The sequence below is a fragment of the Streptomyces sp. NPDC048734 genome, assembly GCF_043198675.1.
In the GTDB taxonomy this organism is placed as follows: Bacteria; Actinomycetota; Actinomycetes; order Streptomycetales; family Streptomycetaceae; genus Streptomyces.
Genome location: NZ_JBICUZ010000008.1, coordinates 35,576 through 57,379, shown reverse-complemented (window position 1 = coordinate 57,379; position 21,804 = coordinate 35,576). Strand labels below are relative to the sequence as shown.

General features: G+C 72.1%; 21 protein-coding genes. 13 read left to right on the top strand and 8 right to left on the bottom strand.

Features of this window, described 5'->3' with window-relative positions; genetic code table 11:
* Positions 1–69 precede the first annotated feature (69 nt).
* Genes ACGFQC_RS21700 through hutI form a run of 3 tightly spaced genes read left to right on the top strand, consistent with a single transcriptional unit; the run spans position 70 to position 3,934 of the window.
* On the top strand, positions 70–1,272 hold the full coding sequence (locus ACGFQC_RS21700) for an allantoate amidohydrolase (protein WP_363086915.1): 1,203 nt from the start codon (positions 70–72) through the stop codon (positions 1,270–1,272).
* Entirely contained in the window at positions 1,269–2,642 is a 1,374-nt protein-coding gene (locus ACGFQC_RS21695; RefSeq protein ID WP_363086525.1) for a formimidoylglutamate deiminase, read from the top strand. Before ACGFQC_RS21700 ends, ACGFQC_RS21695 begins: the two co-directional genes overlap by 4 nt.
* Complete coding sequence (gene hutI, locus ACGFQC_RS21690) at positions 2,639–3,934, top strand: imidazolonepropionase (RefSeq protein WP_363086524.1); 1,296 nt, start codon at positions 2,639–2,641, stop codon at positions 3,932–3,934. Before ACGFQC_RS21695 ends, hutI begins: the two co-directional genes overlap by 4 nt.
* Here hutI and ACGFQC_RS21685 read toward each other — a convergent pair.
* Together ACGFQC_RS21685 and ACGFQC_RS21680 are read right to left on the bottom strand one after the other, a co-directional pair.
* On the bottom strand, positions 3,874–4,935 hold the full coding sequence (locus ACGFQC_RS21685; RefSeq protein ID WP_363086523.1) for a DMT family transporter: 1,062 nt from the start codon (positions 4,933–4,935) through the stop codon (positions 3,874–3,876). The two genes, hutI and ACGFQC_RS21685, sit on opposite strands and share 61 nt — an antisense overlap.
* 245 nt (positions 4,936–5,180) lie before the next feature.
* Complete coding sequence (locus ACGFQC_RS21680; RefSeq protein ID WP_363086522.1) at positions 5,181–6,098, bottom strand: RNA polymerase sigma factor SigF; 918 nt, start codon at positions 6,096–6,098, stop codon at positions 5,181–5,183.
* A gap of 233 nt (positions 6,099–6,331) precedes the next feature.
* On the opposite strand from ACGFQC_RS21680, the gene ACGFQC_RS21675 reads away from it, so the two are divergent.
* Together ACGFQC_RS21675 and ACGFQC_RS21670 are read left to right on the top strand one after the other, a co-directional pair.
* Entirely contained in the window at positions 6,332–6,709 is a 378-nt protein-coding gene (locus ACGFQC_RS21675) for an STAS domain-containing protein (protein ID WP_363086521.1), read from the top strand.
* A 343-nt stretch (positions 6,710–7,052) separates the two neighbouring features.
* Complete coding sequence (locus ACGFQC_RS21670; protein ID WP_363086520.1) at positions 7,053–7,535, top strand: ATP-binding protein; 483 nt, start codon at positions 7,053–7,055, stop codon at positions 7,533–7,535.
* Between the two features lie 223 nt (positions 7,536–7,758).
* Here the strand turns inward: ACGFQC_RS21670 and ACGFQC_RS21665 are convergent, their stop codons facing one another.
* Positions 7,759–9,255 carry an oligopeptide:H+ symporter gene (locus ACGFQC_RS21665; RefSeq protein WP_363086519.1) on the bottom strand — a complete coding sequence of 499 codons (1,497 nt, stop codon included), beginning with the start codon at positions 9,253–9,255 and terminating at the stop codon, positions 7,759–7,761.
* 509 nt (positions 9,256–9,764) lie between these two features.
* Here ACGFQC_RS21665 and ACGFQC_RS21660 point away from each other — a divergent pair.
* Positions 9,765–10,442: a response regulator transcription factor gene (locus ACGFQC_RS21660; RefSeq protein ID WP_363086518.1), complete on the top strand. Its 678-nt coding sequence runs from the start codon at positions 9,765–9,767 to the stop codon at positions 10,440–10,442.
* 354 nt (positions 10,443–10,796) lie between these two features.
* Positions 10,797–12,071, top strand: coding sequence for an ATP-binding protein (locus ACGFQC_RS21655; protein ID WP_363086517.1), 1,275 nt, complete (start codon positions 10,797–10,799; stop codon positions 12,069–12,071).
* 37 nt (positions 12,072–12,108) lie between these two features.
* Here ACGFQC_RS21655 and ACGFQC_RS21650 read toward each other — a convergent pair whose 3' ends face one another.
* Positions 12,109–12,612, bottom strand: coding sequence for a GtrA family protein (locus tag ACGFQC_RS21650; RefSeq protein ID WP_363086516.1), 504 nt, complete (start codon positions 12,610–12,612; stop codon positions 12,109–12,111).
* A gap of 200 nt (positions 12,613–12,812) precedes the next feature.
* Between ACGFQC_RS21650 and ACGFQC_RS21645 the strand changes: the two genes are divergently transcribed.
* From ACGFQC_RS21645 to ACGFQC_RS21625, 5 genes are all read left to right on the top strand, one after another.
* Complete coding sequence (locus ACGFQC_RS21645; RefSeq protein ID WP_363086515.1) at positions 12,813–13,955, top strand: 5-(carboxyamino)imidazole ribonucleotide synthase; 1,143 nt, start codon at positions 12,813–12,815, stop codon at positions 13,953–13,955.
* Positions 13,952–14,482: a 5-(carboxyamino)imidazole ribonucleotide mutase gene (gene purE, locus ACGFQC_RS21640; RefSeq protein WP_363086514.1), complete on the top strand. Its 531-nt coding sequence runs from the start codon at positions 13,952–13,954 to the stop codon at positions 14,480–14,482. Before ACGFQC_RS21645 ends, purE begins: the two co-directional genes overlap by 4 nt.
* A gap of 5 nt (positions 14,483–14,487) precedes the next feature.
* On the top strand, positions 14,488–15,666 hold the full coding sequence (locus ACGFQC_RS21635; protein ID WP_363086914.1) for a dipeptidase: 1,179 nt from the start codon (positions 14,488–14,490) through the stop codon (positions 15,664–15,666).
* 79 nt (positions 15,667–15,745) lie between these two features.
* Positions 15,746–16,018: a type II toxin-antitoxin system Phd/YefM family antitoxin gene (locus ACGFQC_RS21630; protein WP_363086513.1), complete on the top strand. Its 273-nt coding sequence runs from the start codon at positions 15,746–15,748 to the stop codon at positions 16,016–16,018.
* Positions 16,015–16,278, top strand: a complete 264-nt coding sequence (locus ACGFQC_RS21625) for a Txe/YoeB family addiction module toxin (RefSeq protein WP_363086512.1) — start codon at positions 16,015–16,017, stop codon at positions 16,276–16,278. Before ACGFQC_RS21630 ends, ACGFQC_RS21625 begins: the two co-directional genes overlap by 4 nt.
* A gap of 139 nt (positions 16,279–16,417) precedes the next feature.
* Here ACGFQC_RS21625 and ACGFQC_RS21620 read toward each other — a convergent pair whose 3' ends face one another.
* Together ACGFQC_RS21620 and ACGFQC_RS21615 are read right to left on the bottom strand one after the other, a co-directional pair.
* Complete coding sequence (locus tag ACGFQC_RS21620; protein WP_363086511.1) at positions 16,418–16,822, bottom strand: VOC family protein; 405 nt, start codon at positions 16,820–16,822, stop codon at positions 16,418–16,420.
* A gap of 285 nt (positions 16,823–17,107) precedes the next feature.
* The gene (locus tag ACGFQC_RS21615; protein WP_363086510.1) at positions 17,108–18,451 is read right to left on the bottom strand and encodes a UDP-glucose/GDP-mannose dehydrogenase family protein; all 1,344 of its coding nucleotides are present in this window, start codon (positions 18,449–18,451) and stop codon (positions 17,108–17,110) included.
* A gap of 206 nt (positions 18,452–18,657) precedes the next feature.
* Between ACGFQC_RS21615 and ACGFQC_RS21610 the strand changes: the two genes are divergently transcribed.
* Complete coding sequence (locus tag ACGFQC_RS21610; RefSeq protein WP_363086509.1) at positions 18,658–19,815, top strand: acyl-CoA dehydrogenase family protein; 1,158 nt, start codon at positions 18,658–18,660, stop codon at positions 19,813–19,815.
* A gap of 74 nt (positions 19,816–19,889) precedes the next feature.
* Here the strand turns inward: ACGFQC_RS21610 and ACGFQC_RS21605 are convergent, their stop codons facing one another.
* Complete coding sequence (locus ACGFQC_RS21605) at positions 19,890–20,519, bottom strand: HAD-IA family hydrolase (RefSeq protein ID WP_363086508.1); 630 nt, start codon at positions 20,517–20,519, stop codon at positions 19,890–19,892.
* Positions 20,512–21,798, bottom strand: coding sequence for an LCP family protein (locus ACGFQC_RS21600; protein ID WP_363086507.1), 1,287 nt, complete (start codon positions 21,796–21,798; stop codon positions 20,512–20,514). The genes ACGFQC_RS21605 and ACGFQC_RS21600 overlap by 8 nt, the downstream gene beginning before the upstream one ends.
* Between the last annotated feature and the right edge of the window lie 6 nt (positions 21,799–21,804).

The following is a 21,804-nucleotide window of genomic DNA, read 5'->3' as shown; positions in this document are numbered from 1 at the left end:
GCGGGCCACGGCGTGTCACCGCACGGGCCGGCGTCACCGCACGGGCCGGTCGGGGAGTCCTTCCACCGGATGTGGCGTGACCTGCGCCCGATCGGACGGCACCCGGACTCCGGCGGCTACCGCCGCTACGCCTGGACTGCCGCCGACGCCGACTGCCGGGCCTGGTTCAAGGAGCAGGCCGAGGCACGAGGGCTGGTCCACGAGGTCGACCGCAACGGCAACCAGTGGGCCTGGCTCGGCGACCCCGCCGCCGGGGACGCCGTCGTCACCGGGTCCCATCTCGACTCGGTGCCCGACGGCGGCGCCTTCGACGGACCCCTCGGCGTCGTCTCGGCCTTCGCCGCCCTCGACGAACTGCGCCGCAGGGGAGCGCGCTTCACCAAGCCCCTCGCCCTCGTCAACTTCGGCGACGAGGAGGGCGCCCGCTTCGGGCTCGCCTGTGTCGGCTCCCGGCTCACCGCCGGACACCTCACGGCCGAGCAGGCCCACCGGCTGACCGACGGCGAGGGCATCACCCTCCCGCGCGCCATGGAGGCCGCCGGGTACGACCCCGGCGCCATCGGACCGGATCCCGAGCGGCTCGCCCGGATCGGCGCGTTCGTCGAACTCCACGTCGAGCAGGGCCGCGCCCTCGACCTCAGCGGCGACCGGGTCGGCATCGCCAGCGCCATCTGGCCGCACGGCCGCTGGCGGTTCGACTTCCGGGGCGAGGCCAACCACGCCGGCACCACCCGGCTGACGGACCGCCGCGACCCGATGCTGCCTTACGCCGAGACCGTGCTCGCCGCCCGCCGTGAGGCCCGGCTCGCGGGTGCCGTCGCCACCTTCGGCAAGATCTCCGTCGAGCCGAACGGCGTCAACGCCGTCCCCTCCCTGGTGCGCGGCTGGCTCGACTCCCGCGCCGCCGACCAGGAGAGCCTCGACCGGGTGGTCGGCGGCGTCGAGGAGGCGGCCCGCGCGTACGCGCGGACGCACGGCGTCGACCTGGACGTCGTCCGCGAGTCCTTCACGCCCGTCGTCGAGTTCGACCACGCGCTGCGCGACGAACTGGTCCGGCTCCTCGGCAAGGACACCGACCTCAAGGTCCCCGTCCTCGGCACGGGCGCCGGACACGACGCCGGGATCCTCTCCGGGAGCATCCCGACCGCCATGCTGTTCGTGCGCAACCCCACGGGCGTCTCGCACTCCCCGGCCGAGTCGGCGGCCGAGGACGACTGCGTGGCCGGGGTGCGCGCACTCGCCGACGTACTGGAAGGGCTGGCCTGCACGTGACCCCCACGCAGCGGACACGGACGTACTGGCTGGAGCACGCCTGGCTCGACACCCGCGTCGAGCCGGGCGTCGCCCTCACGGTGTCGACGGGCGGCTCCGCCGCGGGCGCGGACGGCCGCATCACCGCCGTCCGCACGGGTGTCGCCACCCCGCCCCCCGGCGCCGAGATCCTGCGCGGCCTCACCCTCCCCGGGCTGGCGAACGCCCACAGCCACGCCTTCCACCGCGCCCTGCGCGGCACCGCCCAGGTCGGGTCCGGGACCTTCTGGACCTGGCGCGAGGTCATGTACTCCGTCGCCGACCGGCTGACCCCGGAGACCTACCACCAGCTCGCCCGCGCGGTGTACGCCGAGATGGCGCTGGCCGGCATCACGGCCGTCGGCGAGTTCCACTACGTGCACCACGCGCCCGGCGGCACGCCCTACGCCGACCCCAACGCGATGGGCGAGGCCCTGATCGAGGCCGCCGCCGACGCCGGCATCCGCATCACCCTCCTCGACACCGCCTACCTCTCCGCCGGCTTCGGACAGCCACCCACCGCCCACCAGCTCCGCTTCTCCGACGGCGACGCGCAGGCCTGGGCCGAACGCTGTTCACTTCTCAAGGAACGGGATCACGCACGGATCGGGGCCGCGATCCACTCCGTACGGGCCGTGCCCGCCGGGCAGTTGACGACCGTGGCCCGCTGGGCGCGGGAGCGCGGGGCGCCCCTGCACGTCCACCTGTCCGAGCAGACCGCCGAGAACGACGCCTGCCGCGAGGCCCACGGCCGCACCCCGACGCAGCTCCTCGCCGAGCACGGCGTCCTCGGCCGGGGCACCACCGGTGTCCACAACACGCACCTCACCGACGAGGACATCGCCCTCCTCGGCCGCTCCGGCACCGGCACCTGCATGTGCCCGACGACGGAACGGGACCTCGCCGACGGCATCGGCCCGGCCGTCGCCCTCCAGCGGGCGGGCTCCCCGCTCTCCCTCGGCTCCGACAGCCACGCCGTGATCGACCTGTTCGAAGAGGCCCGCGCGATGGAGCTGAACGAGCGGCTGCGCACCCGCACCCGGGGGCACTGGACGGCCGCCGCCCTCCTGCGGGCCGCCTCCGCCGACGGTCACGCGGCCCTCGGCCGGGACGACGCGGGCACCCTGCGGACCGGCGCGGCCGCCGACTTCACGACGATCGCGCTCGACTCGGTCAGGACGGCAGGGCCGCTTCCGCGGCTCGGGGCCGAGACGGCGGTATTCGCCGCGTCGGCAGCGGACGTGTCGCATACGGTCGTGGCCGGCCGGCACGTCGTACGGGACGGGGTCCACCGCCTCGTACCGGATGTGCCGAAGGCCCTTGCGGACGCCGTCGCAGCCCTGCGCGGATGACCGCGGGCCGCCCCTTCGCACGGCCCGTCCCCGTCCCCGAACCCGACCCCACCGCCGACCAGGCCAGCAAGGACGCCATGAGCAACGCGACGACCGACAGCCCCGCCCACTCCGCGAGCACCGCGAGCACGCTCGTCACCAACATCGCCGTCCTGGTCACCAACGACCCCTCCCTGGGTGACTTCTCCCCCCTCGGACTGATCCAGGACGCGGCCGTCGTCATCGAGGGCGACCGCGTCGTGTGGACCGGTGGACAAAGCAAAGCACCCGCCACTGACAACCGGGTCGACGCCGGCGGCCGGGCGGTCGTCCCCGGCTTCGTCGACTCCCACTCCCACCTCGTCTTCGCGGGCGACCGGACCCAGGAGTTCAACGCCCGGATGTCGGGGCGGCCGTACGGCGCGGGCGGCATCCGCACGACCGTCGCGGCCACGCGGGCGGCGAGCGACGCCGACCTCGAACGCAACCTCGCCCGCTACCTCGCCGAGGCACTGCGCCAGGGCACGACGACCTTCGAGACGAAGTCCGGCTACGGCCTGACCGTCGCCGACGAGGCCCGCGCCCTGCGCATCGCCGCCGCCCACACCGACGAGGTCACCTACCTGGGCGCCCACATCGTCCCCCCGGACTTCGCCGACGACCCCGCCGCCTACGTCGCCCTCGTCACCGGCGAGATGCTCGACGCCTGCGCCCCGCACGCCCGCTGGATCGACGTCTTCTGCGAGCAGGGCGCCTTCGACGGCGACCAGGCCCGCGCGATCCTCACCGCCGGCAGGGCCAGGGGCCTGCACCCCCGCGTCCACGCCAACCAGCTCTCCCACGGCCCCGGCGTGCAGCTGGCTGTCGAACTGGACGCGGCCAGCGCGGACCACTGCACCCACCTCACCGACGCCGACGTGGACGCCCTCGCGAACAGCGCGACGGTCGCCACGCTGCTGCCCGGCGCCGAGTTCTCCACCCGGGCCGAGTGGCCGGACGCCCGCCGCCTGCTGGACGCCGGCGTCACCGTGGCCCTCTCCACGGACTGCAACCCGGGCTCGTCCTTCACGTCCTCGGTCCCGTTCTGCGTCGCGCTCGCCGTACGCGACATGCGGATGACCCCCGACGAGGCCCTCTGGGCGGCCACGGCGGGCGGCGCCGCGGCCCTGCGCCGCACGGACGTGGGCCGCCTGTCCCCCGGCGCCCGCGCCGACCTGGTCCTCCTGGACGCCCCGAGCCACGTCCACCTGGCCTACCGCCCCGGCGTGCCGCTCGTCTCGGAGGTGTGGCGACGGGGCGTGCGGGTGGCCTGAGAGGGCTCGCTCACGGTGTCGCGCCCCTCGCCCGTGCCCCCGCGCCTCTCGCTCACGGTGTCGCGCTCCTCGCCTGCCGCCGTGCGCCCCCGGTCCGCCACCGACCGCCCCCACGCCGTACCGACGAGGACCAGCACCGCGCCCGCGAACCCCGGCCACCCCGGCCGGTCCCCGGCGAGCGCGATGCCCACGGCCGCCGCCCACACCGGCTCGGTCCCCAGCAGCAGGCTGACCCGGGACGGCGACGTACGGCGGACGGCCCACATCTGCACGAAGAACGCGAACAGCGTGCAGAACACGGAGAGGTAGACCAGGCCGGCCCAGTCCCCGGCGTCGAAACCGGCGGCGGCGGCCCACGGCGAGGCGCCCGTCCCCGGCATCGTCACCAGCACCGTGAACACGGCGACCGCCCCGCCCAGTTGGACCGTGGTCAGGGACAGCGCGTCCGCTCCCCGCACGGACTCCATCCGCGCCATCGCCAGCACGTGCACGGTCCGGGCGACCGCCGCCCCCAGCATCAGCAGATCGCCCCCGGACGGAGCGGTGAACCCGGCGCCCTGCGTCAGCAGCGCCACCCCCAGCACCGACACGCCCGCCGCCGCCAGGAACGCACCCGGCAACCGCACCCCGCGCACCCGGCTCTCCGCGAGCGGCGTGAACACCATGGTCAGGCTGATGATCAGCCCCGCGTTCGTGGCCGAGGTGTGCACCACCCCGTACGTCTCCAGCAGGAAGATCCCCGCGAGGACCAGCCCGAGCAGAGCGGCCCCCCGCCACTGCGCGCCGCTCAGCGCCCGCAGCCGCCGCCGGCCGACGGCCACCAGCACCGGGAGCACCACGGCGAACCGCAGCACGAGCACGGCCGGCACGGTGGCGGCGGTGGTGACGCCCTTCGCGGCGAGGTAACTGGACCCCCACACCGCGGCGACCAGCAGCACGGGAACGTCGATGAGCGGGCCGAGGCGGCCGAGGCGGGCCGGGACGGCGGGGGAGCCGGGCATGGGGTTCCTCACGAGCGGACGACGTGGCCGACCCAGCAGCGCCGCTGGTCATGGGACGGGGACAGCGTAGTCACCGGGGGGAATCCGGCCAGTGGGTTTCCACCATGAGGACACCCGACGTGGCACCCCGCGTGCGTACGGCTCCGCACGGCAAGGCCGCGCCCGGGTGGCGGCGTCCGACCGCTCACCCGGGCGCGGACCGCACTGGTCTCCGGCCGGCCCCGGTCCCCACCGGGGAGGCGCGCTCACTCCTCCAGCGTCAGGCCCTTGCGCAGCCGCACCAGCGTGCGCGACAGCAGCCGCGAGACGTGCATCTGCGAGATGCCGAGTTCCTCGCCGATCTCCGACTGGGTCATCCCGGCGACGAAGCGCAGCGAGAGGATCTTCCGGTCGCGGGGCGCGAGTCCGGCGATCAGCGGCTTCAGCGACTCGACGTACTCGATGCCCTCGAGTCCGTGGTCCTCGTAGCCGATGCGGTCGGCGAGGGCGCTCTCCGCGTCGTCCTCCTCCGGCTGGGCGTCCAGCGAGGCGGCGGTGTACGCGTTCGAGGCGGCCATGCCCTCGACGACCTCCTCGCCGGCGATGCCGAGGCGCTCCGCCAGCTCTGCCACGGTGGGGGCGCGGTCGAGCTGCTGGGCGAGTTCGTCGCCGGCCTTGGCCAGGTCGATCCGCAGCTCCTGGAGCCGGCGCGGGACGCGCACGGACCAGGACGTGTCACGGAAGAACCGCTTGATCTCGCCCACGATGGTTGGCATCGCGAAGGTGGGGAACTCCACACCACGGCTCAGCTCGAAGCGGTCGATCGCCTTGATCAGGCCGATCGTGCCGACCTGGACGATGTCCTCCATGGGCTCGCTGCGGGAGCGGAAGCGGGAGGCCGCGAACTTGACCAGCGCGAGGTTCAGTTCGACGAGGGTGTTGCGCACGTACGAGTACTCGTACGTGCCTTCCTCCAGCGACTCCAGTCGCTCGAAGAGGGTCTTGGACAGGGCCCGCGCGTCGACCGGTCCGACCTGGTCGTACGGCGGGATCTCCGGGAGTCCGGCGAGGGCGTCACGGGGATCGCCGCTCCGCTCGATGGGATTCAGCTGTTCCGGAGGGGGTGTCGACGTCGCCCTGTGGGTATGCGGAGCGTCGAGCCGGGGTGACATGATGTCCTCCATCGTTCTCGGCATATGGCTGCCGAAGCCAGTGCGTGCACTACGGTGTGCGGCGCCTCCAAAGCCGGCCGTGTCGGGTGTGTTCCTCTAGCCCTACCCGCTTTACTCAACCGATCGCAAGTATGGTTTGTTGGGTTATGTCCGTTTGTGGGTGATTGTTCGGCTGTTGGAGTGCGGATCGAAGGCGTAGTGTTCGAGGGCGTCAGCAGCAGTCACGACCTCGGGAGAGACACGGCATGGACCGCGGGACGGTCGGCAGCGCACAGTCTGGCCGGCTCATGGTGGAAGTGCGGGAAGAGGGCACCAGTGCCGTCGTGACCCCCGCCGGTGAGCTGGATCACCACACGGCCGATCTGTTGCGCGAGCCACTCGACGAGTGCCTCGCCAAGGGGCTGAGCCGGCTGGTCGTGGACTGCTCCCGGCTGGAGTTCTGCGACTCCACGGGGCTCAACGTCCTGCTCGGCGCCCGCCTGAAGGCCGAGGCCGCGGGTGGCGCGGTGCACCTGGCGGGCATGCTGCCCGTGGTGGCCCGGGTGTTCGAGATCACCGGCGCGGACGCCGTCTTCACCGTGCACGACACGGTCGAGGCGGCCCTCGTGGACGGCGACCGCTGACTCCGGGACCCGCCCGTCGGCCCTCACGGCGGCCGGGCGCGACCGGGACTCCCGCGCGCCACGGACGACCGGGGACGGACGGGCCGGTCACCTGTGGGCGAACGAGGGGTGTCCCGCCGGTCGTGTCGGGCAGGAGACACCTGAACATGTCGGTGGCACAGCACGAGGAGAGGGCGGGATGCGCAGACCGACCGTGCAGCGGCCGCTGAACGTGTGCAGGGACTCCGGTGCCGCCGGGGTGTCGTGCACCCTGGGGATCCCCCGTCGTGCGAACGATGAACCGCGGCACGAACTGAACGCTGAAGTGAACCCTGAACTGGTGAATCGGTGAGGTGAAGCGCTGATGAGCACCACCCGGCCTTACTCGCCGGGCGACCGCGGCCCGGAGCCCAGCGGCGCTTCCGGAGCGTCGTCGGGTCGTCAGGTCCGTACGCTGAGCTTCGACGGCGAGAGCGGTGTCGTCCCGCTCGCCCGCGACTTCGCCCGTCAGGCGTTGTACGCGTGGGGCTGGCTGCCCGCCGGAGGCGCCGACCAACGGGCCGCCGCCGAGGACGTGCTCCTCGTCGTCTCCGAACTGGTGACCAACGCCTGCCTGCACGCCGAGGGGCCCGACCGGCTCCAGATCGGCTGCGACAACAAGGTGATCCGCGTCGAGGTCTCCGACCGCGGCAGCGGCCAGCCCGCCCCCCGCAACCCCCACCGCGCCGGCCGCCCCGGCGGCCACGGCATGTTCATCGTGCAGCGTCTCTGCCTGGACTGGGGGGTCGTACGGACCCCGGGCGCCGCGGGCAAGACGGTCTGGGCGGAACTGGGCGCCCCGGCCTGAGCCGCGGCGCCCCTCGCGGCGCCGCCGTGGCCTCCCCTCCCGCGCTGCCGCCACGGCGCCCCCTCCCCGCGGTGCGTGCGTGCCGTACCGGATGCCGCCCGCGCCCCTGGCAAGACGGCGCCGGCGCCGCGGCGCCCCGCTGAACGCGCCGAGGGCCGCCGCGACCGGAGTCGTGGCGGCCCTGCGGGAACCGTGAGGGACGGGAACCGTGCGGGAGGGGACGTCAGCGGACGTCGCCCATGAGTTCCTTGACGCGCTTGCGGTACATCCACACCGCGACACCGGCGACCACCGCGAGCGTGGCCTCCGTCGCGACGATGCCCGTCCTGTTCAGGTCGACGCCGGCGATGGAGAGCAGACCGGTGGTGGCGTCGCCGGCGGTGACGGCCAGGAACCAGACGCCCATCATCTGCGAGGCGTACTTCGCCGGCGCCATCTTCGTGGTGACCGACAGGCCGACCGGGGAGAGCAGCAGCTCGCCGACGGTCTGCACGAAGTAGATCGCCACCAGCCACATCGCGGCCGCCTTGTGACCGCCCTCGGCGATCGACAGCGGGGCGAGGAAGAGGAAGAAGGACGCGCCGACCAGGACCAGGCCCGAGGCGAACTTCACGATCGTGCTCGGCTCCTTGCCGCGCCTGTTCAGCGCGAGCCAGAACCAGGCGAAGACCGGGGCCAGGGCCATGATCAGTACCGGGTTGACCGACTGGTACCAGGAGACCGGGAACTCCCAGCCGAGGACGGTGTTGTCGGCGGAGGAGTCGGCGAAGATCGACAGGGTCGAGCCGCCCTGGTCGTAGATCATCCAGAACACGGCGGCGGCCACGAAGAACCAGATGTACGCGGACATCTTCGACTGCTCGGAGCGGTCGAGCTCCCTGTCCCGCTTGATGTTGACCAGCACCATCACCGGGATGATCACACCGAGCAGGGTCAGCGGGACCAGGATCCAGTTCAGCGTGTAGTGGCCGGAGAAGCCGACGATCGCGTACGCCACGACGGCGATGCCGGCCCAGATCGCGGCCTTGCGCAGCGTGCCGGCCTTCTCCTCGGCGGACAGCGGCTTCGGCACGACGCTGGAGCGGTCGGCCAGGTGGCGGCTGCCGAGCAGGAACTGTGCCAGGCCCAGCGCCATGCCGAGCGCGGCGAGCGCGAAGCCGAAGTGCCAGTTCACGTTCTCGCCGATGGTGCCGATGATCAGCGGGGCGGCGAAGGCGCCGAGGTTGATGCCCATGTAGAAGACGGTGAAGCCGCCGTCACGGCGCGGGTCGTCCGGGCCGTCGTAGAGGTGGCCGACCATCGTGGAGATGTTGGCCTTCAGCAGCCCGGAGCCGATCGCGACCAGGCCCAGCCCGGCGTAGAAGGTCCCGGAGGACGGCAGGGCCAGGGTGAGGTGGCCGAGCATGATCACCGCACCGGCGACGGCGACGGTCCTGCGCGGCCCCCAGACGCGGTCGCCGAACCAGCCGCCGGGCATGGCGAGCAGGTACACCAGCGACACGTACACGGAGTAGATCGCGGTCGCGGTGCCCGCGTTCAGGTGCAGGCCGCCCGGTGCGACCAGGTACAGCGGGAGGAGAGCCCTCATGCCGTAGTAGGAGAACCTCTCCCACATCTCGGTCATGAAGAGAGTGGCCAGTCCGCGGGGGTGGCCGAAGAAGGTCTTCCCGGTTCCGGGGGTTCCCGGACTGACCGAGTCCTTCGTCAGGCTGGACGCCATGGTCGTTCCTTGCTGGTCGGGACGCGCGGTGAGGCGTGCGCGCCCGGTTGGGGCGGCCGGCACCGGCTCGATCGGCCCGTCCACCCACGCCCACGGGCAGGCCGCTCCGGGTCACGGAACGGCGGACGGCGACCACCGGGATCCACGCCCCGCGAGTGGGGGCCCGGCCACAGGTCGTTCCTTTCGAAGGCCGGCGGAGAGCCGGCCCGCACACAAAAGAGACCCTCAGCGTCAAGTCGAGCGCCAAAGGTCCCCGTGGTGCTACAGGCGTCCTTTCACCATACGGCAGGACAGAACCGGATATGGAAGGACTTGAGGCGCACATCACAGGCCAGACAGGAACCAGGGCGAGGTTTCCAAGGTCCATACCAGGATGGCATCCCGCGACCTCAGGTCCGTACCAGGGGCGGCGAGGCCGTCGCGGGCGGGTTGTCCGGCATGTCCCCGAGTAAGAGCCGGGGTCGGGCATCACACCCTTGGCCCAGTCCCACGCGGACTACCATCGCCTCATGACCCGTGTACTGCTCGCCGAGGACGATGCGTCCATTTCGGAGCCGCTGGCCCGCGCCCTGCGCCGGGAAGGGTACGAGGTCGAGGTGCGTGAGGACGGACCCTCCGCGCTCGACGCCGGAATGCAGGGCGGCATCGACCTGGTCGTGCTGGACCTCGGGCTCCCCGGCATGGACGGCCTGGAGGTCGCCCGGCGACTGCGCGCCGACGGCCACGCCATCCCCATCCTGATCCTCACCGCGCGCGCCGACGAGGTCGACACCGTCGTCGGACTGGACGCGGGCGCCGACGACTACGTCACCAAGCCGTTCCGGCTCGCCGAACTCCTCGCCCGCGTCCGGGCCCTGCTGCGGCGCGGCTCCGTCGAACCCCAGCAGCCGCCCGCCACGCACGGGGTCCGCATCGACGTCGAGTCGCACCGCGCCTGGATGGGCGAGGAGGAACTCCAGCTCACGGCCAAGGAGTTCGACCTCCTGCGGGTCCTCGTGCGCGACGCCGGCCGGGTGGTCACCCGCGACCAGCTGATGCGGGAGGTCTGGGACACCACCTGGTGGTCCTCGACCAAGACCCTCGACATGCACATCTCGTGGCTGCGGAAGAAGCTGGGGGACGACGCGGCGAACCCCCGCTACATCGCCACGGTGCGGGGCGTGGGCTTCCGCTTCGAGAAGAGTTAGCCGCTCCGAGGAAAACCGGCCGGTTCGAGAAGAGCCGGCCGCTTCGAGAAAGGCCGGCCGCTTCGAGAAAGGCCGGCCGCTTCGAGAAGAGCCGGCCGCTTCGGGAGAAGTGGGACGCTTCGAGAGGATCCGGCCGGCGAGCGGCCGGCCGGGGATCCGGCCGGCGAAGGGCACGACCGGCGGCGGCCCGGTCGGCGAGGTGCCCGGTCGCCGAAGGGCCGGCCGGCGGCAGCCGCGGGTCACCGCCGCCGGGGCCGGGCCGTCCGCGCCCCGCGTCAAAGCCGTGCGCGGAGGCGGCCCCACCCCGGGCGAGCCACCCCACCCGTCCCGTGAAGCCACCGTCCGGAGGGCCCTGTGCGTCGCCGTCTGATCCAGTCCACGCTGGCCGTCGTGCTCGTCGTGATCGCCGTGTTCGGGGTCTCCCTCGTCATCGTCGAGACGCGCACGATCAGCAACAGCGCACAGGAACGCGTCGAGCTGGAGGCGTCCCGCCTGGCCAGCATCGTGGACAGCCGGCTCGCCGGTGCCGGGACCGTCGACGCCGAGGTGCTGCGCAGCCAGCTCACCCACGAGCGGTACGCGGTGGTCCGGATGCCCGGGAGACCGGTCATCGCGGTCGGCAGCCGCCCCGAGGGCGACGTCATCCGGGGCGAGGCCCGGGGTGAGGAGGGGGAGACCGTCGTCGTCGAGGAGCCCCGCTCCTCCGTGACCCGCGAGGTCGGCCGCACCCTGCTCATCATCGGCCTGGTGGCGCTGCTCGCGGTGGTCGCCGCGGTCCTCCTGGCCATCCGCCAGGCCAACCGGCTCGCCTCCCCGCTCACCGACCTCGCCGAGACCGCCGAACGCCTCGGCTCCGGCGACCCCCGCCCCCGCCACAAGCGGTACGGCGTCCCCGAGCTGGACCGGGTCGCCGATGTGCTCGACTCCTCCGCCGAGCGCATCGCCCGCATGCTGACGGCGGAACGCCGGCTCGCCGCCGACGCCTCCCACCAGCTGCGCACCCCGCTCACCGCCCTGTCCATGCGCCTGGAGGAGATCACCCTCACCGACGACCCGGACACGGTGAAGGAGGAGGCCACGATCGCGCTGGCCCAGGTGGAACGCCTCACCGACGTCGTGCAGCGCCTGCTGACGAACTCCCGCGACCCCCGCACCGGCTCCGCCGTCACCTTCGACCTCGACGAGGTCATCCAGCAGCAGCTCGCCGAGTGGCGCCCGGCCTACCGCGGTGTGGGCCGCGCGATCGTCAGCTCCGGCAAGCGGCACCTCCAGGCGGTGGGCACCCCGGGCGCGGTGGCCCAGGTGCTGGCGGCCCTCATCGAGAACTCGCTCATGCACGGTGGCGGCACGGTCGCCCTGCGCACGCGGGTCACCGGCAACCAGGCGGTCATCGAGGTCACCGACGAGGGCCCCGGCGTCCCCCCGGACCTCGGCGCCCGCATCTTCGAGCGCACGATCAGCGGCCGCAACTCCACCGGAATCGGCCTCGCGGTGGCCCGGGACCTCGCCGAGGCCGACGGCGGCCGCCTGGAGATGCTCCAGACCAAGCCGCCGGTCTTCGGCCTGTTCCTGTCACGAACGCACCCGGAGAAGAAGTCGCACCAGGACACGGAACCCACGGTGAGGTGACCGGCCGGCCCGTCCGGGAGCCGCGGCCCCGGGCCCCTCAGCCCACCCGCTGCTTCGCCGCGGCCCCGGCCGCCGTCACCCGTGATTCCCCGACCGCGGACCCCCGTCGGGGCATCGCCTTGAACACCCACGTCCGGTACGACCAGAACCGGAACAGCGTGGCGATCCCGATCCCGAGGAACTTGAACACGTTGCTCTGCAACGGGCTGTCCCACCCGAACCCGTACGTCGCCAGGAACAGCAACCCGTTCTCGATGACCAGCCCCACCGCGCTGAACAGCAGGAACAGCGACATCTCCTTCGTACGCCCGCTCTTGTCCCGGTCCCGGTAGGTGAAGTACCGGAACCCGACGTAGTTGAAGGCGATGGCGACCACCGTGGCGATGACGCTCGCGCGCACCACCTGGAGATCGGTGACGTGCCGCACGAAGTTGAACACACCGAGGTTGACCAGCAGGCCCGCCCCACCGACCGCGCCGAATTTGGCGAGCTCGCGGGCGACCCTCCGCAGCCGTCCTTCCCCCGAGGAACCATGTGCCATGGTCGTGCAGGCCCCCGTCCGGGTGTCGGTTTCGTCAACCCAGCCATGCTAACCATCCCCCCTCGCGAGTTTCCTGTGCTGCCGCCCCACCGCCGCGGAACGGCCCGGTGGGAAGCCGGGAAACCGCCGCCGGCGGGCCGCCGAGGGCCCGGTGGGAGGCGCGGGACCGGCCGGTGCGGCGTGGCCGATACCCTAGGGGCGTGACGTTCCCGGTAGTCGGCATGGTCGGCGGGGGCCAGCTCGCTCGTATGACACACGAGTCGGGCATCCCGTTGGGCATCAGGTTCAAGCTCCTCAGTGACACTCCTCAGGATTCCGCGGCCCAGGTGGTGAGCGATGTCGTCGTCGGCGACTACCGCGACCTGGACACGCTGCGCGAGTTCGCGCGGGGCTGCGACGTGATCACCTTCGATCACGAGCACGTCCCCACCGAGCACCTCCGGGCCCTGGAGGCGGACGGCATCCCCGTCCGCCCGGGCCCCGAGGCGCTCGTGCACGCCCAGGACAAGGGCGTGATGCGCGCGAAGCTCGACGCGATCGGCATCCCCTGCCCACGGCACCGCATCGTGGCCGACCCGGCGGACGTCGCCGCGTTCGCGGCGGAGGGCGGTGAAGGTTTTCCGGTCGTCCTCAAGACGGTCCGCGGCGGCTACGACGGCAAGGGCGTGTGGGTCGTGAACTCCGCCGAGGAGGCCGAGGACCCCTTCCGCGCGGGCGTCCCCGTCCTCGCCGAGGAGAAGGTCGACTACGTCCGCGAGCTGGCCGCGAACGTCGTGCGCTCCCCGCACGGCCAGGCGGTCGCCTACCCGGTCGTCGAGTCCCGGCAGGTCGACGGCGTCTGCGACACGGTGATCGCCCCCGCCCCCGGCCTCGACGAGACCCTGGCGCTCCGGGCCGAGGAGATGGCCCTGACCATCGCCAAGGAACTCGGCGTCGTCGGCCACCTCGCCGTCGAGCTGTTCCAGACCCGCGACGGCCGCATCCTCGTCAACGAGCTGGCGATGCGCCCGCACAACTCGGGCCACTGGACCATGGACGGCGCGATCACCTCGCAGTTCGCCAACCACGTCCGCGCGGTCCTCGACCTCCCGCTCGGCGACCCGCGCCCGCGCGCCAGGTGGACGGTCATGGTCAACGTCCTCGGCGGCGACTACCCGGACATGTACTCCGCGTACCTGCACTGCATGGCCCGCGACCCCCAGCTGAAGATCCACATGTACGGCAAGGACGTGAAGCCCGGCCGCAAGGTCGGTCACGTCAACACCTACGGCGACGACCTCGACGACGTGCTGGAGCGCGCCCGTCACGCTGCCGGCTACCTGAGAGGCACGATCACCGAATGAGCCCAGTCGTAGGCATCGTCATGGGGTCGGACTCCGACTGGCCCGTCATGGAGGCCGCCGCCCAGGCCCTCGACGAGTTCGAGATCGCGTACGAGGTCGACGTCGTCTCCGCGCACCGCATGCCGCGCGAGATGGTCGCCTACGGGGAGCAGGCCGCCGACCGCGGGCTCAAGGTGATCATCGCCGGCGCGGGCGGCGCCGCCCACCTGCCCGGCATGCTCGCCTCCGTCACCCCGCTGCCGGTCATCGGTGTGCCCGTGCCGCTGAAGTACCTCGACGGCATGGACAGCCTGCTGTCGATCGTGCAGATGCCGGCCGGCGTTCCCGTCGCGACCGTCTCGGTCGGCGGCGCCCGCAACGCCGGTCTGCTCGCCGCCCGCGTCCTCGCCGCGCACGACGAGGACCTCCTCGCGCGGATGCGCGACTTCCAGCAGGACCTCAACGACCAGGCCACCGAGAAGGGCAGGCGCCTGCGCGCCAAGGTCGAGGGCGGCGCGAACGGCGGCGGCTTCGGCTTCGGGAAGTGACGGCGATGACCTTCCTGGAGCAGGCCCGGGAGCTGCTGCGCGAACACCCGGTCGTCGACGGCCACAACGATCTGCCGTGGGCGCTGCGCGAACAGGTCCGCTACGACCTCGACGCCCGTGACATCGCCACCGACCAGCACACCCACCTGCACACCGACATCCCCCGCCTGCGCGCGGGCGGCGTCGGCGCGCAGTACTGGTCGGTGTACGTCCGCTCGGACCTGCCGGGCGCGGTCCCGGCGACGCTGGAGCAGATCGACTGCGTACGGCAGCTCATCGACCGCCACCCCGGGGCGCTCAGGGCCGCCCTGACCGCGGCCGACATGGAGGCGGCGCGCGCGGAGGGCCGTATCGCCTCGCTCATGGGCGCGGAGGGCGGCCACTCCATAGCCAACTCGCTGGGCACCCTGCGCGGGCTGTACGCGCTCGGCGTGCGGTACATGACGCTCACCCACAACGACAACGTGGACTGGGCGGACTCCGCGACCGACGTGCCGAAGGCCGGCGGGCTGACGGCGTTCGGCCGCGAGGTCGTCCGGGAGATGAACCGCGAGGGCATGCTCGTCGACCTCTCGCACGTCGCGGCGACGACGATGCGGGACGCCCTCGACGTCTCCGCCGCGCCGGTGATCTTCTCGCACTCCTCCTCGCGGGCGGTCTGCGACCACCCGCGCAACATCCCCGACGACGTGCTGGAGCGGCTGCCCGCCAACGGCGGCGTCGCCATGGTGACGTTCGTGCCGAAGTTCGTGCTCCAGGCGGCCGTGGACTGGACGGCCGCCGCGGACGAGAACATGCGCGCGCACGGCTTCCACCACCTCGACACCACCGCCGACGCGATGGCGGTCCACCGCGCCTTCGAGGAGGCGAACCCCCGCCCGGTCGCCACCGTGGCGACGGTCGCCGACCACCTCGACCACATGCGCGAGGTCGCGGGCGTCGACCACCTCGGCATCGGCGGCGACTACGACGGCACCGCCTTCACCCCCGAGGGCCTCGGCGACGTCTCCGGCTACCCGAGGCTCCTCGCCGAACTGCTGGAGCGCGGCTGGTCGAAGTCCGACCTCGCCAAGCTGACCTGGCAGAACGCGGTCCGGGTCCTGGCCGCCGCGGAGGACGTGGCCCGCGACCTCCGGGCCACCAGGGCACCGTCCAACGCGACGATCGAGTCGCTCGACGGCTGAGGCCGTCCGCAGCGGTACCGGAATGTCGTACGAGTGCGGTACGGTGTTCCGGTACCGTATTCGGAAGGGGTGGCCGTCCATGACCATAAGCGCCAGCGAAGCCCGCCGGGACCTGTTCCCCCTCATCAAGCGGGTCAACGACGACCACACGCCGGTCCGGATCAGCTCGAGGAGCGGTGACGCGGTGATCATGTCGGCGGACGACTACGAGGCGTGGCAGGAGACGGTCTACCTCCTGCGGTCACCGGCGAACGCGCGACGCCTGATGGAAGCCGTCGCCCGGGACAGGGCGGGAGCTTCGACCGTCGCCATGACCGTCGAGGAACTGCGGGACCTTGCGGGGGACGGGTGAGGAGCGTCCACTTCGACCCGGACGCCTGGGAGGACTTCCTCTTCTGGCTCGGCTCGGACCGTGGAATGGCCCGTCGGATCACCCGCCTGATCGGCGAGATCCAACGGGACCCCTTCACCGGCATCGGCAAGCCCGAGCCCCTCAAGGGCGACCTCTCCGGCTACTGGTCCCGCCGGATCGACGACGAACACCGCCTCGTGTACCGGGCCGACGACAAGGAACTGAAGATCCTCAAGGCGCGCTACCACTACCACCACTGAGGCCGGCGGCTTCGTGCCACGCCCACCCGACCGGTCCCGGGAGGCCCCGGCACCGGACCCCGCTCCCCGATCAGGCCCGACCCGAACGAAAGACCCCAGGGCCTCCCGTCCGGATCCGGTCGGGCCCCCGGGCCGGCGCTCACGACGAGGCGTGCTCGATGCGGCACAGGCAGAACGGGTGTCCCGCCGGGTCGGCGTACACCTGGAAGTCCTTCTTCTCCCGGTCCTCCAGGTCCAGCGGCCGCGCGCCCAGCTCCAGCACGCGGGCGTGGGCCGCGTCGACCTCCTCCCAGGTGGCGCCGGCGTCGAGGTCGAGGTGGAACTGCTGGGAGTTGCGGTCGGAGCGCGGCCACTCGGGCGGGGTCAGCCCCTCCGCGCGCTGGAAGGCCAGCCGGGGCCCGCCGGGGACCTGGAGCACGTACCAGTCCCCGTCCCCCTCCTCGGCCTGCGGGGTGCCGCCGACGACGGCGGCGTAGAACTCGGCCAGGGCAAGCGGGTCGGGACAGTCGAGCACGACGGAACGCAGACGGGCGGCGGGTGCCATGACAGCCTCCTCGGTCGGGGTGCGACGGATGCCGAGGCGGACGGGTGCCCGGAGGGGCCGCCGCCCTAACGCACAGGGAGTTCACATGTCGCGCACCGCGCCCGTGCGGCACAATGCACACAGACGACGGTTCGGCCGACTGAGCCTCGGCCGAACCGGCGTCACCCGCGCGCCGGACCCGCGCGCCGGACCCGCGCGCCGGACCCGCGCGCCGGACCCGTGTGCCGGGCGCCCGTGTGCCGGAGGCCCGCGTGTCAGGTGCCTCCGTGCCGCGTGCCCCCCGTGTCAGGCGGTCGGGCGGCCCATCGCCCGGTACGTCCAGCCGGCCTTGCGCCACAGCACCGGGTCGAGCGCGTTGCGCCCGTCCAGGATCAGCCGCGCCGCCGTGACCTCGCCGAGCTGCGCCGGGTCCAGCTCCCGGAACTCCCGCCACTCGGTCAGGTGCAGGACGACGTCGGCGCCCCGGACGGCCTCCAGGGCCGAGTCGGCGTAACCGAGCGTAGGGAAGACGCGGCGGGCGTTGTCCATGCCCTTCGGGTCGTAGACGGTCACCTGGCCGCCCTGGAGGTGGATCTGCCCGGCGACGTTCAGCGCCGGCGAGTCCCGCACGTCGTCCGAGTCCGGCTTGAAGGTCGCGCCGAGCACGGCGACCCGCTTGCCGAGGAACGGCCCCCCGCCCAGCGACTGCCGGGCCAGCTCCACCATCTGCCCGCGCTGGCGCATGTTGATCGAGTCGATCTCGCGCAGGAAGGTCAGCGCCTGGTCGGCGCCCAGCTCGCCCGCGCGGGCCATGAACGCCCGGATGTCCTTCGGCAGACAGCCGCCACCGAAGCCGATGCCGGCCCGCAGGAACTTCTTTCCGATCCGGTCGTCGTACCCGATGGCCTCCGCCAGCTTGGCCACGTCACCGCCGGCGGCCTCGCAGACCTCCGCCATCGCGTTGATGAAGGAGATCTTGGTGGCGAGGAAGGAGTTCGCGGAGGTCTTCACCAGCTCGGCCGTCGGGAAGTCCGTGACGACGAACGGGGAGCCCTCCCCGACCGGTCCGGCGTACACCTCCCGCAGCGTCCGCTCGGCCCGCTCGCTGCGCACCCCGACCACGATCCGGTCCGGGTGCAGGGTGTCCTGCACGGCGAAGCCCTCCCGCAGGAACTCCGGGTTCCACGCCAGTTCCGCGTCCTCGCCGGCCGGCGCCAGCTCGGCGATCGTGCGGGCCAGCCGGTCCGCGGAGCCCACCGGCACGGTCGACTTGCCCACCACCAGCGCGGGCCGCTCCAGATGCGGGGCGAGCGAGGCGATCGCGGACTCGACGTACGACATGTCGCAGGCGTACTCGCCGTGCTTCTGCGGGGTGTTCACGCACACGAAGTGGACGTCGCCGAACGCGCCGACCTCCGCCCAGTCCTGGGTGAAGCGCAGCCGCCCGCTGGAGCCCTCGAACCCGGCGACGTGCCGCCGCAGCAGCTCCTCCAGGCCCGGCTCGTACATCGGGGTCTCGCCCCGCTCCAGCATCTCGATCTTCTCGCGCACGACGTCGAGCGCCAGCACCTCGAAGCCCAGTTCGGCCATGGCCGCGGCGTGCGTGGCACCGAGATAACCGGTGCCGATCACGGTGATCTTGAGGGCCATGCGTGCTCCTGGGCTGGGTCGGGCGGGGGCCGGATGCGCGCAACGAGCATAGTCGGGGCGTACGGGCGCCCCTCACCGGGCAGTTCACCGGTGCGGAGACCTGTCGCCAAGCTCACGTATCACTGTCGTGGGCAGGCCTCTAAAATTTGAGTTACTTAACGGTAATTAGCGAGATCACACCCAGCGTTCTTGGAGCGTGAGAGACCTTGGCCGGATCGGCTGACTTCGACCTGTACCGCCCGTCCGAGGAGCACGACATGCTCCGGGACGCCATCCGCTCGCTGGCCGAGGCGAAGATCGCGCCGTACGCCGCGGCGGTCGACGAGGAGGCCCGCTTCCCCCAGGAGGCCCTCGACGCGCTGGTCGCCAGCGACCTGCACGCGGTGCACGTACCCGAGGAGTACGGCGGCGCCGGCGCGGACGCGCTGGCCACGGTCATCGTGATCGAGGAGGTGGCCCGCGCCTGCGTGTCCTCCTCGCTGATCCCGGCCGTGAACAAGCTCGGCTCGCTCCCGGTGATCCTGTCCGGCTCCGAGGACCTGAAGAAGAAGTACCTGGCGCCGCTGGCCAAGGGCGACGCGATGTTCTCCTACGCCCTGTCCGAGCCCGACGCCGGCTCGGACGCGGCCGGCATGAAGACCCGCGCCGTGCGCGACGGCGACCACTGGATCCTCAACGGCGTCAAGCGCTGGATCACCAACGCGGGCGTCTCGGAGTACTACACGGTGATGGCCGTCACCGACCCCGAGAAGCGTTCCAAGGGCATCTCGGCGTTCGTGGTGGAGAAGTCCGACCCGGGCGTCTCCTTCGGCGCCCCGGAGAAGAAGCTCGGCATCAAGGGCTCCCCGACCCGCGAGGTCTACCTCGACAACGTCCGCATCCCCGCCGACCGCATGATCGGCGAGGAGGGCACCGGCTTCGCCACCGCGATGAAGACCCTCGACCACACCCGCATCACCATCGCCGCCCAGGCCCTCGGTGTCGCCCAGGGCGCCTTCGACTACGCCAAGGGCTATGTCCAGGAGCGCAAGCAGTTCGGCAAGGCGATCGCCGACTTCCAGGGCATCCAGTTCATGCTCGCCGACATGGCCATGAAGATCGAGGCCGCCCGCCAGCTCACCTACGCCGCCGCCGCGAAGTCCGAGCGTCTCGACGCCGACCTCACCTTCCAGGGTGCGGCCGCCAAGTGCTTCGCCTCCGACGTCGCCATGGAGGTCACCACGGACGCCGTCCAGCTCCTCGGCGGCTACGGCTACACCCGCGACTACCCCGTCGAGCGCATGATGCGCGACGCCAAGATCACCCAGATTTATGAGGGCACGAACCAGGTCCAGCGGATCGTCATGGCCCGCAACCTGCCGTAACGCCTTCGCGCCGCACGACTGTCGCCCCCGGCCCGCGGAACGGGCCGGGGGCGACAGTCGTGTGCGGACACGCCCTAGGCGAACAGCGGCTCCAGCGCCTTCTCCAGGTCGGCCGCCGTGCGGAAGTGGACGGCCGTCATGCCGAGGGCGGCGGCCGCCTCGACGTTCTCCTCGGTGTCGTCGACGAACAGGCAGCGGTCGGGGCGTACGCCCGCCCGTGCCGCGCCCAGCTCGAGGATGCGGCGGTCGGGCTTGACGAGGCCGACACGGGCGCTGCTGACGACCTCGTCGGCCAGCTCGGTGAGGCCCATGGCCTCCAGGTCGCGCTCCAGCCCGAGCGTGGCGTTGGTGACGAGGACCAGCGGCACCCGGACCCGTGCCCGGCGCAGCAGTTCCAGCACCGTCACGTCGGCCCGGAAGGGCGACTCCAGCAGGGCGGTGCCCAGCGCCCAGCCCGTCTCCTCGTCCACCAGCCCGGCCAGCCCGGCCGCGATGGACGCCACCCACTCCTGCTCGGTGATCCGCCCCAGCAGCAGCGGTCCGTCGACCTCGGGCGAGAACGCCACCTTCTTGGTGGTGCCCTCCGTGACCCCCGCGACCCGTTCCAGCGCCTCCAGGTGGGTGGAGTCGAAGGTCCGGATCACGTTGTCGACGTCGCACAGGACCGCGTCGAAGGGCCGCGCGGCGGTGGACCGGTCAGTCACTCGACACCGTGACCTTCTCGTCGTTCTTCAGCTGGCTCACCAGCTGCTTCACCTTCGCCTTGTCCCAGACGAGGTTGCCGCCGCTGGACCCCGAGATCGGCATGTTCATCGACTTCCCGTCGCCGCCGTTGACGCCCTTCATCGCGAAGAACATCGACCCCAGGTCGTACAGGCCCATGTCCTTGTCGACGACCAGGGTGTCCAGGCCGGCGCTCATGGTCGGGTACAGCTTGAACGGGTTGAGGACCGTGCCGGGCGTGGCGACCTGGCCCGCGAGGGCCGCGAGGAACTTCTGCTGGTTCTTCGTACGGTCCAGGTCGGAGCCGGCGAGCGCGTACCGGGTGCGGACGAAGGCGAGGGACTCCTCGCCGTTCAGGGTCTGCTTGCCCTTCTTGAGGTCCGCGCCGGACTTGGTGTCCTTGATGTCCTGCGGGATGTCGATCTCGACGCCGCCGACCGCGTCCACGATGTTCGCGAAGCCGGCGAAGCCGATCTCCACGTAGTGGTCGATGCGCAGCCCGGTGTTGAACTCGACCGTGCGGACGAGCAGCTCCGGGCCGTCCATCGCGTACGCCGCGTTCAGCTTGGTGTGCCGGCCCGTGCCCGCGTACCGCTTGCCCGACTCCGAGCCCACGAACGACGGGATCTCCACGTCCGAGTCGCGGGGCAGCGAGATCAGCGTGTCGCCGTTGGACCCGGTGTGCAGGATCATCATCGAGTCCGTGCGCTTGCCCTCGGCGGAGCCGGTGTGCAGCGCCTTCTTCTCCTCGGCGGACATGCCCTCACGGCTGTCGGAGCCGACGATGAGGAAGTTGGTGCCCTCGCCGGCCTCGGGCCGGTCGATGACCTTCGACAGGTCGACCTCGCGGTTCAGCTTGGAGTCGGCCCAGAAGTACGTCCCGACGGTCGTCACGACCAGCACCGTCGCGACGCTGATCGCGGTCCACTTGATCCGGCGGCGCCAGTCGGGCGCGGGGCGCGGGGCACCGGCGTCGCGGCCGCCCGGCCCGTCGGATCCGCCGCCGCCGTAGACCTGGCCCGTGCTGTAACCGCTGTCGTATCCGGTGTTCCGGGCGTTGGTGTAGTCACCGTTGCCGTCGCCGCCGTATCCGTGGCCGTCGACGTACGACGGCTGCGGCGGGACGCCGGCGCCCTGCGGCGGGGCGGCCGGACCGCGGCGGACCTGTCGCATCACGCGCGCGCTCTCGGGCCGTGCGCTCGCGCCGCCGCGTCCGTAGCCGCGGTTGTTGTCGGACCATCCCTCGGGCCAGTCATTCATGCGCCC

Coding starts and splice junctions, on each gene's coding strand:
- ACGFQC_RS21700 (WP_363086915.1), top strand. CDS start 70: ATGTGGCGTGACCTGCGCCCGATCGGACGGCACCCGGACTCCGGCGGC.
- hutI (WP_363086524.1), top strand. CDS start 2,639: ATGACCGCGGGCCGCCCCTTCGCACGGCCCGTCCCCGTCCCCGAACCC.
- ACGFQC_RS21685 (WP_363086523.1), bottom strand. CDS start 4,935: ATGCCCGGCTCCCCCGCCGTCCCGGCCCGCCTCGGCCGCCTCGGCCCG.
- ACGFQC_RS21680 (WP_363086522.1), bottom strand. CDS start 6,098: ATGGAGGACATCATGTCACCCCGGCTCGACGCTCCGCATACCCACAGG.
- ACGFQC_RS21675 (WP_363086521.1), top strand. CDS start 6,332: ATGGACCGCGGGACGGTCGGCAGCGCACAGTCTGGCCGGCTCATGGTG.
- ACGFQC_RS21670 (WP_363086520.1), top strand. CDS start 7,053: ATGAGCACCACCCGGCCTTACTCGCCGGGCGACCGCGGCCCGGAGCCC.
- ACGFQC_RS21665 (WP_363086519.1), bottom strand. CDS start 9,255: ATGGCGTCCAGCCTGACGAAGGACTCGGTCAGTCCGGGAACCCCCGGA.
- ACGFQC_RS21660 (WP_363086518.1), top strand. CDS start 9,765: ATGACCCGTGTACTGCTCGCCGAGGACGATGCGTCCATTTCGGAGCCG.
- ACGFQC_RS21650 (WP_363086516.1), bottom strand. CDS start 12,612: ATGGCACATGGTTCCTCGGGGGAAGGACGGCTGCGGAGGGTCGCCCGC.
- purE (WP_363086514.1), top strand. CDS start 13,952: ATGAGCCCAGTCGTAGGCATCGTCATGGGGTCGGACTCCGACTGGCCC.
- ACGFQC_RS21635 (WP_363086914.1), top strand. CDS start 14,488: ATGACCTTCCTGGAGCAGGCCCGGGAGCTGCTGCGCGAACACCCGGTC.
- ACGFQC_RS21630 (WP_363086513.1), top strand. CDS start 15,746: ATGACCATAAGCGCCAGCGAAGCCCGCCGGGACCTGTTCCCCCTCATC.
- ACGFQC_RS21620 (WP_363086511.1), bottom strand. CDS start 16,822: ATGGCACCCGCCGCCCGTCTGCGTTCCGTCGTGCTCGACTGTCCCGAC.
- ACGFQC_RS21615 (WP_363086510.1), bottom strand. CDS start 18,451: ATGGCCCTCAAGATCACCGTGATCGGCACCGGTTATCTCGGTGCCACG.
- ACGFQC_RS21600 (WP_363086507.1), bottom strand. CDS start 21,798: ATGAATGACTGGCCCGAGGGATGGTCCGACAACAACCGCGGCTACGGA.